This is a genomic window from Sharpea porci (assembly GCF_009695655.1).
GTDB classification, from domain to species: Bacteria; Bacillota_I; Bacilli_A; order Erysipelotrichales; family Coprobacillaceae; genus Sharpea; species Sharpea porci.
In genome coordinates this window covers 1-16,510 of record NZ_VUNM01000039.1, presented here as the reverse complement: position 1 = coordinate 16,510, position 16,510 = coordinate 1, and the positions used below count along the sequence as shown (strand labels likewise).

19 protein-coding genes are annotated in these 16,510 nt (G+C 36.2%); 1 reads left to right on the top strand and 18 read right to left on the bottom strand.

Annotated elements, in window-relative coordinates; all coding sequences use genetic code 11:
- Positions 1 to 247: 247 nt before the first annotated feature.
- From FYJ79_RS11435 to FYJ79_RS11355, 17 genes are all read right to left on the bottom strand, one after another.
- Positions 248 to 430 carry a hypothetical protein gene (locus FYJ79_RS11435; RefSeq protein WP_229771464.1) on the bottom strand — a complete coding sequence of 61 codons (183 nt, stop codon included), beginning with the start codon at positions 428 to 430 and terminating at the stop codon, positions 248 to 250.
- Positions 431 to 575: 145 nt separating this feature from the next.
- Positions 576 to 1,127: a GNAT family N-acetyltransferase gene (locus FYJ79_RS11430; protein WP_154518509.1), complete on the bottom strand. Its 552-nt coding sequence runs from the start codon at positions 1,125 to 1,127 to the stop codon at positions 576 to 578.
- A gap of 20 nt (positions 1,128 to 1,147) precedes the next feature.
- On the bottom strand, positions 1,148 to 1,771 hold the full coding sequence (locus FYJ79_RS11425; RefSeq protein ID WP_154518506.1) for a DUF1349 domain-containing protein: 624 nt from the start codon (positions 1,769 to 1,771) through the stop codon (positions 1,148 to 1,150).
- Positions 1,772 to 1,975: 204 nt separating this feature from the next.
- Positions 1,976 to 2,980: an NADP-dependent oxidoreductase gene (locus tag FYJ79_RS11420; protein ID WP_154518503.1), complete on the bottom strand. Its 1,005-nt coding sequence runs from the start codon at positions 2,978 to 2,980 to the stop codon at positions 1,976 to 1,978.
- Entirely contained in the window at positions 2,977 to 3,423 is a 447-nt protein-coding gene (locus FYJ79_RS11415; protein WP_154518500.1) for an Rrf2 family transcriptional regulator, read from the bottom strand. The genes FYJ79_RS11420 and FYJ79_RS11415 overlap by 4 nt, the downstream gene beginning before the upstream one ends.
- Positions 3,423 to 4,238 (bottom strand): nitroreductase family protein, encoded by an 816-nt coding sequence (locus tag FYJ79_RS11410; RefSeq protein WP_154518497.1) that lies wholly within the window; start codon positions 4,236 to 4,238, stop codon positions 3,423 to 3,425. Before FYJ79_RS11410 ends, FYJ79_RS11415 begins: the two co-directional genes overlap by 1 nt.
- Before the next feature lie 152 nt (positions 4,239 to 4,390).
- Positions 4,391 to 4,699 (bottom strand): IS200/IS605 family transposase, encoded by a 309-nt coding sequence (gene tnpA / locus FYJ79_RS11405; RefSeq protein ID WP_229771463.1) that lies wholly within the window; start codon positions 4,697 to 4,699, stop codon positions 4,391 to 4,393.
- Positions 4,677 to 4,874 (bottom strand): hypothetical protein, encoded by a 198-nt coding sequence (locus tag FYJ79_RS11400; RefSeq protein WP_154518494.1) that lies wholly within the window; start codon positions 4,872 to 4,874, stop codon positions 4,677 to 4,679. The genes tnpA and FYJ79_RS11400 overlap by 23 nt, the downstream gene beginning before the upstream one ends.
- 250 nt (positions 4,875 to 5,124) lie before the next feature.
- Entirely contained in the window at positions 5,125 to 7,116 is a 1,992-nt protein-coding gene (locus FYJ79_RS11395; RefSeq protein ID WP_154518491.1) for a fructose-1,6-bisphosphatase, read from the bottom strand.
- A gap of 325 nt (positions 7,117 to 7,441) precedes the next feature.
- Positions 7,442 to 7,951: a helix-turn-helix domain-containing protein gene (locus FYJ79_RS11390; RefSeq protein ID WP_154518488.1), complete on the bottom strand. Its 510-nt coding sequence runs from the start codon at positions 7,949 to 7,951 to the stop codon at positions 7,442 to 7,444.
- A 524-nt stretch (positions 7,952 to 8,475) separates the two neighbouring features.
- Positions 8,476 to 8,898, bottom strand: coding sequence for a hypothetical protein (locus FYJ79_RS11385; protein ID WP_154518485.1), 423 nt, complete (start codon positions 8,896 to 8,898; stop codon positions 8,476 to 8,478).
- A gap of 669 nt (positions 8,899 to 9,567) precedes the next feature.
- Positions 9,568 to 9,873 (bottom strand): hypothetical protein, encoded by a 306-nt coding sequence (locus tag FYJ79_RS11380; protein WP_154518482.1) that lies wholly within the window; start codon positions 9,871 to 9,873, stop codon positions 9,568 to 9,570.
- A gap of 31 nt (positions 9,874 to 9,904) precedes the next feature.
- Positions 9,905 to 11,521, bottom strand: coding sequence for a hypothetical protein (locus FYJ79_RS11375; protein WP_154518479.1), 1,617 nt, complete (start codon positions 11,519 to 11,521; stop codon positions 9,905 to 9,907).
- 186 nt (positions 11,522 to 11,707) lie between these two features.
- On the bottom strand, positions 11,708 to 12,841 hold the full coding sequence (gene rlmD / locus FYJ79_RS11370) for a 23S rRNA (uracil(1939)-C(5))-methyltransferase RlmD (RefSeq protein ID WP_154518476.1): 1,134 nt from the start codon (positions 12,839 to 12,841) through the stop codon (positions 11,708 to 11,710).
- A 1-nt stretch (position 12,842) separates the two neighbouring features.
- Positions 12,843 to 14,267 (bottom strand): beta-Ala-His dipeptidase, encoded by a 1,425-nt coding sequence (gene pepD, locus FYJ79_RS11365; RefSeq protein WP_154518473.1) that lies wholly within the window; start codon positions 14,265 to 14,267, stop codon positions 12,843 to 12,845.
- A gap of 2 nt (positions 14,268 to 14,269) precedes the next feature.
- Positions 14,270 to 14,959: a pseudouridine synthase gene (locus FYJ79_RS11360; protein ID WP_154518470.1), complete on the bottom strand. Its 690-nt coding sequence runs from the start codon at positions 14,957 to 14,959 to the stop codon at positions 14,270 to 14,272.
- Positions 14,959 to 15,243, bottom strand: coding sequence for a hypothetical protein (locus FYJ79_RS11355; protein WP_154518467.1), 285 nt, complete (start codon positions 15,241 to 15,243; stop codon positions 14,959 to 14,961). Before FYJ79_RS11355 ends, FYJ79_RS11360 begins: the two co-directional genes overlap by 1 nt.
- Before the next feature lie 94 nt (positions 15,244 to 15,337).
- Here FYJ79_RS11355 and FYJ79_RS11350 point away from each other — a divergent pair, with 94 nt between their 5' ends.
- Positions 15,338 to 16,102: a MurR/RpiR family transcriptional regulator gene (locus FYJ79_RS11350; RefSeq protein WP_154518464.1), complete on the top strand. Its 765-nt coding sequence runs from the start codon at positions 15,338 to 15,340 to the stop codon at positions 16,100 to 16,102.
- Between the two features lie 274 nt (positions 16,103 to 16,376).
- On the opposite strand, the gene FYJ79_RS11345 is transcribed toward FYJ79_RS11350, so the two are convergent.
- Positions 16,377 to 16,510: IS3 family transposase (locus FYJ79_RS11345; protein WP_154518461.1), on the bottom strand; the 134-nt coding region annotated here is incomplete at its 5' end.

Sequence of the window (16,510 nt, the reverse complement as noted above, 5' to 3'; positions counted from 1 at the left end):
TCCACATTCACCGAGATATTCTTGGAGCCATGAACATCTGCAACTCAACTGAGTATGTTGGCGATAGTAATATCAGACATACTGCGTAGGGAACTATATGTTCTGCCCTATGATGGGTGATGGCACATCCATACCTTGCACTACGACTTAACAGAAATGTAATGGTCAGCCACTATGTAGTGGCAGGTAGCAAGAATCCCCTGCCTTTAGGCATGGGGAGTGTCAAATTTCTCATCTTTCTCTTCTATTAATCCATATTGTTGATACTTATCAAGAAAAAACGATACATTATGCGGTTACCTAGATACTGTCGATATGTCGCCGTCTTTTCTTTACCTTCCTCTTTCATGATTTTTAAACGTTCTTTTTCGTAGTCAGCTTGTTTTTGGATATCTGCAAGCATCTTTTCAAAAGCTTCTAATCTGTCCATGATTGCTCCTTTATATACTTTTGTGAAATTGTTTTCTAAGACTATCTCTACATTGTCTTCCCCTATTCCCTCTTCAGCTTGGGCGAAGACAACATCTCTATGCAAAAAAAAGCAGGTATTCTTAAAGATATCTGCTTAACTTCAATTATCGATCTTGGTTTACTAAGCCATATATACTACAATCACAAATACCATGATTATTCCAGTATGCCTGCTTTAATGTGCCTTCATATTTGAGTCCACATTTCAACATAACTTTTCCTGAATTAGGATTGTTGATATCATGTTTGGCTTCAATTCTGTTGAATCCTACTTCATCAAAAAGGAAATTCTTTACTGCATTAAGGGCTTCTGAAGTTAGGCCTTGATGCCACCATTTACTTCCTATACAATATCCCAACTGTGCCACTTTCGCCTTCTCTCTCAGTTCAACAACTGTAATACTGCCAATTGGCTGATTGTTGAATGACTTTAGTGTGATTGCCCAATGATAGGTATCAGGCTTCTTATAGGAATCAACCCAGTCATTAAGAATACTTTTAGTAACTTCTTCACTTGTATGTGTTGGCCAAGTAAGATATGCTGTCACTTTATCATCTGTCGCCCAGTTTGTATACATAGCTTGGCTATCTTCAATGGTAAATTGTCTTAATATTAAACGTTCTGTCGCAATTGTTTTTGTTCCAATATGATGCATATATACCTCGTGTTTTCTATTTATTCTTCATCAGGAGCCTGACCATCATGGGCTAGCCACTGACATTCTGTTATTTCCATATTTGTAAAGACTGCCTTAAATGATGATTCTTCAGGAGAGCATGCATAGATGCCAAACTTGATTTCATCATTGGCTTTTGTCATATGGCAAATACGCATTTGTTGATATTTTTGCCCATCTTTAGAGCATTCAATACAGAAATCATCCTCACGTCTACTAAATCTATACCACATAGATTTAATATTGGCCTCTATTTCCGTTGTTGCCCAATCTGAATAGCCATTTTGTGTCACTACACTACCAAGATGCTGAAATACTTCATTTTCGTATTCAATAGAGCCCTTGAGCCAGTTTTCACTATCAAGATACATAATAATTCCACACTGATCAAAGCGTACTTTACTTTCAAATTCCGTCTTTACAATAAAAGAAAAATACTTTTCAGATGTTGTTAATTGTAAAACAGGAGCATTATCATTTCGAAAATGATAATAAGTTCTTTGCCATAAATCTGTATGAGGATTTGTCACAATTTCAATTTTCTCATCCGAGATAGAATAAGCTTTTGGTTTTCTTGTCCACTTCCAGTTCCAGTTCTTCACGTTCTTCCTCTTTTCTTTCATTTTATATTTCTCTATTCATTATATCAAAATAATCTCATAAAAGAATGCTTTAAAGCAATACTAGAAATGAGATTTACTGATCATCATTACTTATGTATGATTTCAACAGCTTTATATAGACATCTTCACAAACCATTACCCTAACATTGAAATATTTATTCATATGTAAAAAAGCAGGTATTGAAACCTGCTCAATTCCAATGATTATTCCATGACAATAATTGTTTTTCCTTTAGACTTGCCCTGTCTTACTTTCGCAAGTGCTTCATTGATTTGATCTAGAGTAAATGTTGTATCAAGGGATGTTTCAATTGGATGATCTTTAGTAAAGATTTCACTGATTTTTTCAAGCTGTTTGCTATCTTCATGGACAAAGATAAAATCATAGGTTTGATTTTTCATAGCAGCCATCTTGTCATATTTTCTTCCCGCCATCTTAAATAACATCTGTTTGAAGAAAGACATATTATTTCTTTTCGCAAATCGACCATTAGGTAAACCACGGAGAGATACAAGATTGCCGCCTCTTTTTAAAACTTTGAATTCATTAGGAAGTTCTCTATCTCCAAGAGTATCAAGAACATGATCTACATCAGCTAATACATCTACATAGTTTTCTTTCTTATAGTCAATAAATTTCTCTGCTCCAAGCTTTCTGACACGTTCTTCATTTTCCTGACTGCCATTTGTATAAACATGAAGTCCTAAGCTTTTCGCAATAGGAATGGCCATTGCGCCTAAACTTCCTGTTCCTCCCGAAATAAATATCGTTTCACCAGCTTTAACCTGCATGATTTCAAAAGCCTGCATTGCAGTTAAGGCAGTAAGAGGGACTGATGCTGCTTCTTCATAAGATAAATATTCAGGTATAAGTGCAATTGCTGATTCTTCAATAGCTGCATACTCTGCAAACGCACCTATTTTCTTGAGAGGCATACGGCCATATACTCTATCTCCAACTTTAAAACGTTTGGCATTCTTGCCTGTTTTCTCAATAACACCAGAGAACTCGTTGCCCATAATCAATGGCATCTTATAAGGTACAACAAGCTTCACATCACCACGAATAATCATATTGTCTAATGGATTGACAGCTGCCACTTTAATTCTTACAAGAACCTCATCATCTTCCAAGACAGGAATTGGTATATCTCTCAATTCTAAATTTGTTCCATTCTTATCATAATGTGTTAATACTGCTGCTTTCATTCTTGTTTCTCCTTTTCATTATTTTCATTGATATATTGGCGCATGTTATTTATACAATCAGCTAAAGTGATTGATTTTAATTCATTCTCTACACGTTCTTCCATATTGCGGAACATGCCATTGAGAACTGGACGAATATTATGTCCGACAATACATGTATCGTTAGAATTCTGGTGGATATCAAAGAGATGCAATGACTCAGTTTCCATAACAGTGTCATAAATATCAAGTAAAGAGATGTCCTCAGGCTTCTTGATTAACTTAAATCCGCTAATTCCACGTCGGCCTTCGATCATTCCCGCTTTTCTAAGTCTTGTCGTAAGTTTTCTAATATAGCTTGCGTTTGTTCCTACGCTTGTTGCGATTTGTTCTGAATTCATTGGTGTTTCTGATTCCGCAATAAGAATGAGTGTATGAATCGCAGAAGAGAACTTTATATCCATTATTTCACCTCCAATTGATATGTTGCTATATAATCCATATCTTCAGCTACAGAAAGTCCTGGATTCTTTTGAATCAACTGACCTTCTAAGCCACTTTCCTGTGCCGCTATTTCAAAATGACAGAGGGCAATACCTAAATCAACCTTCTGGATATCACCAGTGTCTTCACTTGCATAACCCTTCGTCTTTTTTTCATAGAAATGGACTTTATCCTTTTCTACAACAGCTCGCCAAGGCTGTTTATTTGTAGCCGATGGAGCGAGTCTTACCAATTCTAAAGGTAATGCCCAAATACCACTCTCTTCCTTGTATAATGGCTTATCAAAGTTGTCTTTAAAAAACAGCTGATCAAATGGAACACGGGTTTCCGACTTCAAGCCTTTACGCATCATACTTTCACGGAGGGATCGTTTGTCGGCTGCATAGCCGATAGGTGTAACTGCAGGCATCACTTCATCTTCTTTTAAATCTATAGCTTTTTCAAATGATTTACGATCAATTGTGGCTGCTAGCCATACTGTTCCTAATCCCAATGATGTCGCATAAAGCACAAGCTTCTCAAATGCATATCCAAATGAAATATCTGCATTCTTTTGTTTTTTGTATTTTCCTGCGATATATGTATCAGCACCAATAATAACTGGACTTTTAACACCTGATTTAATTGCATCTAATATAGTAAAAGTAATAGGAATATTAAAAAGACCTGTATCATTCTGGAGGAATGATTTCACTTTCTCTAAGATTTCATCAGGTATTTTTTGTTCTTTATATGTTCGTACACTTATTCTTTTTTTAATGAATTCTGTATTCATATCTTAACTCCCTTTTATTTATTTGTATTTGTATCTAGCACTGATACATTAACAAAGCTTCAACCTTATGTCAATGTCATTTTCATGAATATTCACCCAACTCTTAACTTACTTTTATAGAAATATCTTTGACAAGGATAGTGTCACTAAACTCAATATAAGAATTTAAAAATAAAACAACCCCTCCTAGCTATGATGCAAGAAGGGTTATTTTTACTTTTTCCTATATCACAAGGGGCAACTGTTTGAGGACAATCTACGAATATGTGTATATGGTCAGGCATTACTTCCAACGCCTTGATTTCATATCCGTAGTGTTTACAAATGTCAGCAAGAATATTTTTCAATGCATCATAAGCCCCGCTTTGCAAAATGGAGAACCTGAATTTCGAGCACCAGATTATATGATACTGTGTCAGATACTTGCAATGCGAAGCGCTATGATATTGTTCCTCGCTCATTATTGTTTTCTCCTAACTGATATTTTTCTTGGATCCCCCTACGCATCAGGTCGAGAAATGTGATTGTTTTACCCTCTTCTACAGAATATATACATGCAATGTTTTCAAGCTGCATTTTCCATTCAGCCGGAATAGAAATGTTAATCTGTACATTATTGCTTTTAGATCGTGACATTTGTTTTCTCCTTTGTTGATTTATCTCATACATATATTCATTCTATGTTAATGTCGAGATAAAGAAAAACGACTTTCATTCCACACGCAAGCGTGTGGGTTTTTCGTTGCAAACTTATAACAATTTTTATGTTTTTTGTCATCTTAAGTTGCATAATGCCATCTGACCGTTGAAAACTTACTTCATTAGATAAAGTCCACTCTATAATATTCAAAAAGCCGCTTGTATCAAGAAAATAATCAGAAGGCTATTAGTCATTTGCACTATTTTCAGCAATAATACCATGGCGATAGGCATAAAGAAGTTTTTGAAGATGTTCTATTTCTGCTTTGAGTTTCTTGCCACGATCCATTTCACTGATTTTTAAGCGATGATCGAGTTCTTCGGAGACGATTGTTGATGAAAGGATGTCCTTATTATCATGAATGGCATTCTCTTTGCCATCAAAAGGTTCATGTGCCGATAAGCGCATATAGTGAGAATTGTAGATTAAAGTATAGCCAGCGATACCTGTTGTTTTTTGATAAGCTTTGCAGAAACCACCATCAATAATAAACAAACGGCCATTACCTTTAATAGGACTTTCCCCATCTTTGCTTTTAATGGGGACATGTCCGTTTATGATATGGCAATTGGGACCATCCAGACCAAACTCATGAAGGATGACCATACAGTCTTCTTCACTTTTCGTGATTTCATAATAGGGATCCTTCTCTTCTTTCCATGTTTCATGGTCATGTATGAAATGACGTTCAAAAGTTGTCATTTTCGCGCGGGCAAATAATGGTGACCACTTCCCACACCAGAGATACCACATAAAGTCTTGACCCTTTAGGCGTGTTTCACTACCTTCAAGCGCAAAATAACCTTCGCGAGCTCGTGCTTCTAGATAGTCCATAAGAGCACGTCCTTTGTAAGTAACGCCATCAAAGCTAAAAGATTTAAAAGTGGCATCTTCATTCATAGGAATACCACCATGGGTGAGAAGATTACCATTGTAAACCTTATAAATACTTCCTTTTTGAAAGAGAAAACGAACATGTTTTTGTAGCTTTTCACTTTGTTTAAATGAAGATACGAATTCATCTATGACCTTCTCTTCTTCTTTAATTAATTGATAAGGATCATCGGGATTGATTGTTGGCAAGCTGATATCACATAGTGTATAAGTTTTGCCATTAGCTAAGACAATTGTTCCCTTTTCATAATCAATCTTGTCAAGATGGCATCGCTCTTCCATATGAAAATCAGGATTACGTTTCACAAACTGCCCAGTGAGTTTAAAAAGAATAATGGAGATAGCTTTAGACATACGGGCTGAAAGAGCTAAATCCTTTGGTAGTGTTTTGTCATTCATTGTTTTAGTCGCAAAGCTTGAAACATCCACATCATGATAGTATTCATTCGCAAATAATGCGAGCGAACGAAGGCTAATGCCATAGCCATTCTCAATCACATGCAGATTATTATAAAGAATGGAATTCAAGAGTACATTGGCAATACAGATAGGACTACCAGCAGCTGCTCCCATCCAAAGGATATCATGATTGCCCCATTGGATATCGACTTTATGATGCTGCATGAGGGCTTCCATGACAATATCTGCTCTTGGACCACGATCAAAGATATCTCCAACAATATGTAATCGATCAACAATAAGTCGCTTAATAACATCACAAAGGGCGATAATAAAGTCCTTTGCCTTACCAATATCTATGATTGTGCGAATAATATTACGATAATACTCTCGCTTATTATGTAAAGTGAAATCCGTATTCAAAAGCTCATCAATCACATAGGCATACTCTGGGGGTAAGGCTTTACGTACTTTGGAGCGTGTATATTTCGATGTGACAAGATGGCAGATTTCAATCAGTTCATTAAGTGTTTCATTATAAAACAAATCCATATCTTGAACTTGAGAAAGCAGTTCTTCAAGCTTTTCTTCTGGATAGTAGATTAATGTTGCCAATGCAGCACATTCCTGTTCTGAGAGTTTATCTGAAAAAAGAATATCAATCTTCTCACGAATAGCACCTGAGGCGCTTCTCATGATATGATTGAAAGCTTCATATTCACCATGGATATCGGACATAAAATGTTCTGTAGCTTTAGGCAAGTTTAAAATCGCATTCAAATTAATCATCTCTGTCGCAACAGATTGCTCAGTTGGATATTCTCTAGCAAGAAGTCTTAGGTAGTCAAGTTCTGCATTGTTGAAAGTACTATGTGTTCTTATCATTTCATTTCCTCTTCATACAACTATTATACTTCTGTATACACACTCCAACAATGTACGAAAATGTCATCTTTATGTGTTTTCATGACCCATTCATGTAAGAATTTGCCATGTTCTTCATTCATTATTTATCAGCTCTTTCTCATCTTGCATATAAGTGTCGTTTTCAATGACAAAAAAAGCAAGTCGCATGAACCTGCTTAATTTCAATTATTCATCTATGACTATAATTGTCTTTCCTTTAGGCTTACTATTCTTTGCTTTTGTGAATGCTTCATTGATCTGTTTTAAAGAAGCTATAATAGCCTGGAAGGGATAAGCTTAGACATTATCTTTTTTTATATGTCAGAACAATTCCAATAATAGATGCTAGAAATACAATAGGTGCTATTCTCACAAATAGAAATTCAAAGCCATGTATGATTGTTCCAGCAACGGCTAATTCAGGATCATGATAATCCCAATTCATATAGGAACCATTTATGGCTAGAAGAGCAATAAATATAACAACTATGCATAGACATAATGCAATAAGCAGCCAACGGATAGTTTTCACTCTTGCATAGCTTCTTTGTGCTAACTGAAGGTTAATGATTTCTAATTTCTCCGATATTGCTTTGATGTCGTCAGCATCATGTTTTATAGTTACTTCTCCAAGTAGCTCACTGACTGATGTATCCAATGCATCAGCTAAAGATATAAGCATACTTGAATCCGGAACTGATAATCCGTTCTCCCATTTTGATACTGTTTGTCTTACTACATTGAGCTTAATAGCAAGTTCTTCCTGAGATATGCCTTTTGACTTTCTTAAGTTCTTTATATTTTCATTCAACATGATTTATACCTCCTGTTTGACAACTCCATTTTATAGTCAAAAGAGCCGTTGCGACAAGCAACACAAATTAACAAATGAAATTCATTAATAAAATCTATAGCACACGTCCATTACCAATAAGTGAATATAAGATTCATTAGGGCTTACTGCTCATCATCAATAAAAAGCTTATTTTAAAAATCACTACCAGAGAAAAATTGTCTAAAACAAAGTCATGGTTATGCTTTCGATCACTTTCCTAACAGCCATACTTAAACTAGATCCATTCGTGAAGCAAAACAAGTTTGATGATTATATTGTAATTTACAATTCAATATGAACTATCTTTTTCTTAAAAGATCAGCAGAACGACATCACCGAGTTCGACGAGCGCATGGTGCGAAAGCTCATCTGGCAAATCATTATCTACCAGGATAGAGCCATGATAAAGTTCAAGTCCGGTTAGCAGATCACCATCAACGAATAAAAGAGCAGGTACCCCATCTGGAGTGCCTGCTCTTTTTTATCAACAAGATGGAATTTTGTTAAATCCGATAGATCATATCTCCCGTATTCCATATTCGCATAATTCCAAAGATTGGATCATTCTCTCCTTGCCATATCCAGCCTTGAAATGTTGTGTCATATCCAGAATAGCCTTCTGTAACGATCTCAAAGTCTGCATCAGGATATTGTTTTTGAAATTCATCAAAAGATAAGGTCTCTCCAGTGAACGATTTCTCACCATCATAGCCATACGGCCTTTGAAACACCATGATGTCACATTCTTCTATATTGACTTTGGTAAACTCAATGATTCCCTGATACCATTTTTCTTCATCGTCAGCATATTGAAATATCCGGTCTAATTTCAAAGTTAATGTTGTTTCATTAATTTCAATTTGTAATATCCGACTATCATGTAAACTGAAGGGAACATTACTTTCCCTGTCTCTGATAAAATTCATGCAACTTTCCTCATGTTTTGATTAACTTCCCGACATACAATCACGAGCCGCAACCTGACCGATTATTTAATTGCGAAACACACCCCTGTAAAAAACGCCTTGGATAAGTTCCCTATGTGCTATTTTTTGGCACGATTTTGGCAGTTCTGAAAATTTCATAAAAGCGAGAAAACCGCTGTTTATCAGTAGTTTTCGTGCTGTTCTTATTTTTTCTTTGACATCAATAATACCGTCTCAACATAGCTCGATAGGTCCGGATTGATGTCGGTCATAGGGAACCTATTCAGACTAATACGAAATGTAGCAATATATCTCCGTTTGTTCGTGGAAACATATCCACAAATTCTGTAGCAGAAAATTCTTGATACATTCCGCTATCCATATCACAGCCTAAACCTCGCCCGTCCACGGAAAAAAGTTCAACTTTTTTATTCGTTTCTACTATTATAGTGATTCCAACATATAAGTCAAATTTGACGCAGAACCGCCATCGCCTCAACCTCGTTTGTTCTACGTATAAGAAACAGGTCAGATGTTGTCGTCAAAGCAATCAATCAAATGCTCGGCGACAAAAGCAGCTATCAGGCACAGCTCCAGCTTAACATTGCCGCAGTCATCCGAGCTTCACAGGCAACAGCCATAGACAGCATTGACGAGAAGCTGATAGCTCTACAACAAGAATTGATCCAGAAAGCCAACAGCAAAGAGGACTACGACGAAATAGCGAATGAGATCTTCAGATTCCGAGAACTCCGCCAGAAAACAACCGTCAATACCGCCACAATGGACGAACAGATAAAGCGAATCAATGACCTGCAGGATTAGATTTCGCAGCAAACCACCTATCTTACAGAATTCGATGAAGCACTGGTGTGACGCTGGATCAAGCACACTACCATCTGGGATGACCGCATCACCGTCGAGCTGAAATCCGGCGTCAGCATTGATGTGGATGCATGAATTCCATAGATTCACGAAACTCTCCTGACCGTGATGGCCGGGAGGGTTATTTTCTTTCCTTTGTATAAGTTATGACTCCAGATAAATTTCCATCTGAATGCTTTGATTTTATAGTGTATTCTATATCAAAGTTTTCTGTCAATGAACTTATTAATAAAGCTGGACCTAACCATTTTTTCTCCCTTGCTCTGAGCGAACCAATGGAAAACTCAAACTCACTGTCTGTAATCGGTATCGCAATATACTTTGATATTTCTCGTCCATAATCGTCTGAATTGTATCTTGGATTTCCATTAATTCCAGCTCCACTAAACTGTGCTCTGAAAGCAGCTTGACTCTCTGCTAAACTATCATTTATGTTGTAAGATATGTCGGTATCATAGGATATATCTGCTGTTTCTGGCATCAATAAAAGTTCCTTAATGATATCTTCCTTATAAATCAAGCCCTCCAATCCCTGCATTTCAGATTTTATCAGTTTTTTCGATGGGCGAATTATATCAACATTTCCTTTAACACTAAAGTGAATATCAACATCTTCGTCGTAAACAGTAGAAACATTTTCAATTGCAAGTGGCAAAAACAACATTCCGTCAAAGGTAGTTACGTACCTGTCCATCATCTGCACTCGATGTAAACTGTATTCTAACTCTGTTATTTTATTATGCTTATCTTTTTCCTCTTGTGTTCCGTCATAAGACGTTCCGCATAATAATTCTGTCTGCGCTTCCAAATTTCCAAAATCAAAGAAGTCTCTATCACAGGAAAGATCTATATTAAGATATTCTTTTGCTAAATCAATAATAGCTTTTTTATCCTCATCTTTGATGTTTACCCTGTGTCTTTGAAACAAGTTCAACTTAAAGGAATTTTTTATTGAAGTTAACACTGTTCCATCTTCACGAATAATATCAGGAACATCTTTAGAAGAACCATTTTCCTCCTCTACATTATGAAGTTCTGAATGGTTTGGTATCCCAATCTTCTTAATTTGCTCTAACAGCACAGCGCATTCTTCTAGTATTTTCTCTTTATGTTTAATGAATAAAGAAGCCTTCGATATTTCATACGGGTTGAGACTATCAGAAATCACTCCATCATTGTAACTACCTATACGTAAATTGGAGAAGCCTGATTTGGTACGCTTGCCCTTTTCCAGTACATTTTCAACGGTATCTTGTATTACACTTTTTATATACCGTTTTATTTCGCCTTTGCTTTTTCCATCTTTTAATGAAAATGGAGTCAATCTTCGACTTGCGATATCGAAAGGCATATTCTCTGGTGCTCCAAAATCAGAATTCAAAACACATATTACTCTATCCCAACCTACAACATGCGTAGCATATCCTAACTCAAGCATTACATTAGGATTCGGCATATATTTTATCTTCTTATTTCCATCTTTATCAATTGTCTCGTATTGACATACCGCACTAACATCTGCAATAAAAATATCGCAATCATCAATCTTCGAAAAAATTGTCTGCGCTATATCCGGGGTCCCAAATTCTCCCTTTGTATCACGGTCAGCTTCAATATCAACTGTATCTCTCAACAAACGAACTGCATCTTTGATACCGTCTTGTATTATGTTCCTTGTATCACTTCCCGGCAAATCAGATTGCCAAGAATAAAATATTGTAATCTGTGAATCAGCCATACACCAAATCCTCCTGTCATCTATTCCACAGCCTAAACCCTACCGCTATTCTCCTGTTACTCAATTTTCCTCCAGCCAGACCGAAAAGTAGATATGTTCCCATACAAGAAAACCGAGCTTTCCGCAAGGCTTCTTACGATGATACTCACCTTACAAAAAGCCCGGAAACACGCCACTTTTTAGCCTTTATTTATCTTTCCTTGACAGCAAACAGACCGTCTCCACGTGCTTTGTAAACGGAAACATATCAAAAGGGAAGACTTCTTTAAAAGTATAGCCATATTTTTTAAAGAGCTTAAGATCTCTGACCTGTGTCTCTGGTCCGCAGGAGATATAGAGAATTTCGCTTGGTTGCATACTGCAAGCTGCCTGAATGAATTCCTTTGTACTGCCAGTTCGAGGTGGATCCATGATGATCTTATCGACATACATCTTCTCATAGCTTGCTTCTTGCATATATTCAGTGGCATCGGCATTGATGAATGTGATGTTTTGCAGGTTATTGGCCTTCTTATTGATATTAGCATCCAGTACTGCATCCTTGTTTTTCTCAACGCCAATGACTCTTTCAACTTGACTAGCAGCAATCATACCTATTGTCCCAATACCGCAATAAGTATCTAGAACGACATCATCTTTTTGGAGATGCATCAAAGATAATCCCTTTGCATAGAGTGCCTCACACTGATCATGATTGATCTGATAGAAAGACTTGCTGGAAATCTTGAATGACAGGCCACATAGTTCATCTACAATAAATCCCTTACCAAATAGAACCTGTTCTCTATTTCCTAATACAACAACAGTATCACGTTTATTTGTATTAAGAACGATCGTCTTGATCTGCGGAAAGGCTTTTGTAAGTTCTTTCGCAAAATTCTTGCTGCCTTTAAATCTTTCTGATGTTGAGACAATTGTAATCATATATTGTTCAGTCTTTTTGGCATAACGAAGAACAACATGTCTGATTTCTCCTGTATGTCTTTTGATATCATAGATAGGGACATGATATCTTTTGAAGAGCTGTGCTATCTTTTTAATGATATTATCTTCTATTTCATTATGTAATAAACAGTGTTCATAAGGAATGATTTTATGTGTTCCTTCTTGATAGAGTCCATAGCTATAGTCTTTGTTGAAGGCAATAATGACTTTATTGCGATAGCCATAGGGATCATTCATTTGTTGGATGGGATGAATTTTGACTTTAAATTCTTTAAAGAGATCTCTGATATATTTATTTTTGTATTCAAGGGAGGCTTGGTATCCCTGATTGATATAATCACAGCCACCACACTTATTCGCAATATAACATTTCATATTATAACGTTCCTAAGAAATATGCTAAGAAGCGATAGGCATCTTTGAGTGTAGAGAGATTCATATGTTCATTTTCTGTATGAATATCAAGGGCTGTTGCACCAAATGTGACAATATCCATTGTCGGATCATAGCCTTTAAAAATACCCGTTTCCAGGCCACCATGCGTAGCAATCTCACGCATGTCAACATCAAACATCTCACGGAAGGTTTTCTCGAATGCATCTCTAAGTGGCGAATCGGGATCATAGCTCCAGCCTTCATGTTCTCCACCAGATGTCATTTCAAATTCCAACAAAGCAGACAAAGAAGCAAGCTGATTAGACATGTAATCACGCTCACTCTTTAATGTTCCTCTTAATGACCAGAAGAGTGTTATTTCATCATTTTCAATATAAACAACACCAAGATTTAATGAATATTCAGGAAGATGATCAATCTTAGGGGAATAAGCTTGTACACTTCTTGGTGCTAAGAAAATTGCATTGACAATATTCCATGTATCTTCCCTGCTATAGGCATAATCTGAAATTGTATCTTCTACTTCTACAACAATAGCATCGTCACTGAATTGGTATTCTTCTTTTATAGATGTGAAGAAGTTAATGACTTCATCTGTGATATCTGTATCTGTAGCAATAAGGCATGAGGCATAGACAGGTATGGCATTGGGCTTTTCACCACCTTTAATATCAACTAAATGATATTTAATGCCCTTAGCCATAAGATCCTGTAAGATGCGTCCAATTAATACATTCGCATTAGCACGTTCCTGGTTAATAGCATCACCACTGTGACCACCTTTTAAGCCTTTAACAGTTATCTTATAAACATCGTGATGGTTGATAATACGTTTCAGTGTTCTTGTGAAAATAACATCACGCCCACCACATGATGAAATTGTTGTTTCACCAAAAGTTTCACCATCTAAAGATATCATGCGATGTGCCTTGAGCCACTGTGGATCAATGCCTGCTGCCCCATAGAGCCCAGCTTCTTCCTGAACAGTAAATACACATACTAAATCAGGATGCTTGACATTCTCATCATCCATTAAGGCAAGCATTAATGCGACACCCATGCCATCATCCGCTCCTAATGTTGTATGATTGGCATAGAGCCAGCCATTCTCTATATGTAATTCTAATGGATCAGTCGCAAAATTATGATGACTTGAAGGGGCCTTCACACAAACCATATCCATATGGGCTTGCAACATAATTGGTTCTTTCTCCTCATAGCCTACACTTGCTTTCTGATAAATAACAACATTATCCATATCATCACGTTTAAAGTCTAAATGATGTGCTTTCGCAAATGCTTCGAGATAGTTTGCAAGTTCTTTCTCATTATATGAACCATGTGGTATTTGTGTTAATTGTTCAAAATAATGAAATACCGATATATTTTCATCTAATACAGCCATAATTAATCCTCCTCATCTTCTACTAGCCTATGGAGCTGGTTAACTTCTTCTATTGTAAGTTCTCGATAGCTGCCCTCTGGAATATCAAGCCTGATTCCTCCATAGCTTATCCGATGGAGTGTCTTAATGCCATTATGACAGCTTAAAAACATTTTTCTAATTTCATGATACTTGCCTTCATGCAACGTGATTTCTCCTGATTGCTTAGAAGCAAGTCTCAATTGCACTTTTTCTGTCTTAATATTTCCATCAATGACAATACCTTCCGCAAAGCTTTGTATATCATCTGATGTAAGTGGTTTAAGACAAGTGAACTGATAAGTACGCTCGATATGATACTCAGGTAGAATCAGTCTTTTAGCAAGTTTCTTTTCATTTGTTAAAAGCATTAAACCTGAAGTCTCACGATCAAGTCTACCAATCATCGACAAATGCCTATAAGGTAATAAATCCGTAATCGTCCTTTCATATTCATCCTTATTGGCCGAAAGATAGCCTGTTGGTTTATGCAACATGATGTATTTTAAAGGATGCATATCGAGGGCTTGTTCTTGATAATAAAGTGAACCTTCAACTTCCTGATCCTCCTCAACGACTCTACCGTTTAAAAACACCAGTCTATTCTTAATCAATTTTTTGACCTGTTTCTTTGTCCCTAAGCCATTCAATATCAGGATTTCACTTGCCTTCACTAATGTAAATTCCTCCTTCTCCAGCTATCATTAGAACGGCTATCACCATTATCCATGATTTCAACATAGACATAATCCCCTCGCTTATAATCAGGATATTCTTTTAAAATATCTTCCAGCGCACTCAGGCGCTTATGCCCATCAAGACAAATCAATGCATCATCTTGCAAAGATGCACGAATAGGCAATGAAAATCCAATTCTTAGAATGGATGCTTTAAGTGATGCACTATATTCTGTTTTATTATATCTGATTTGATTCAGATGATATCTTCTAATTCTCATATGCTCATTATAATTTCTTTTTCAGAAAATTGAAAACATTTTCATTGGAATATCATCATATGGTACAATAGACTTATACGGAGAGTGATTGTTTATGACTAATGTGAATCAGAACTTGTTGTTAAGTAGAATTCTGACATACTTGGATGGAGCATTATTTAATGATTCCTATTATAAAATTGGTAATTTCATTGTCGCCCATTATCTTGAAATTGAGAATATGGACGAAGCTGCTTTTCTCGAACAGGGACCTTTCAAGCGTCTCGAATTACAACAGTTTATCGGCGCTTTTGGCTTTGATGACTATGAAGAATTTAAGCTCAAACTCTATAACGATTACCAAATTCGTCTTAATCAAATACGCGTGCGTCTGATTGATGTCAAGCCAATACAATTCTTAAGAAAGCTCGACATGACAATTAGTGAAGAAGAAATGGCTACACTTGTCAGTGATATCTGTTCCGCTTTCTATCATGCTAAGCGTATCTTTATCTTTGGAGCACTCTATCCTATTTCCTTAGCAATTGAACTACAGACCGATATGATTACTTTTGGAAAGCCTTTCTATCAGTTCCATCATTATAATCCTATTGAACTCAATGAAGATGATGTTGCCATTATTGTCAGTGGGACAGGACGTGCCTATAGTCATATGAAGCAATATATGGTAAATCTTCATGTTGAACGGGCAAAGTCGTTGCTTTTGACCCAAAATAAAAAGTTCTTAAACGAACCATTAAGTGAAAAAGAACGTGTCCTTGTCTTACCTGGTAAGTTTGATTCTGTTGATTTTAATTACCAGCTGATGGCTATTTATGATCTTATTCGTTTACAATATTTCCAGCAATACTATTTATAGCGGTATGACCGCTATTTTTATTATCAAATATAAAATAAGAGATGTGAAATAAAAATGCAGCTTTCAATAAAGCTGCAAATAATTCATATAGGTTAAAACGAATACTTTATACAATGAGCCATTCATATTCCTGTCTTGTATCAACTACGTAATCAACATAAGCAATTTTGTCAACAATTGAATCATCAGACAGAAATCATGTACAGAGGGATTATCAATTTACACAAAATTATTGACACTAGGGGGTGCGGACAAATTCTTGGACCATGTTATTTCAAATTAGTCCCAGACTTTGCCTGTACTCCATAGGGCTCAAATAGCCCAACGATGCCTTTATTCTTTTGGTATTATACCATATGATATAATCATTGATAATTTCTATAAACGTTTCAATTGTGACTCCAACAA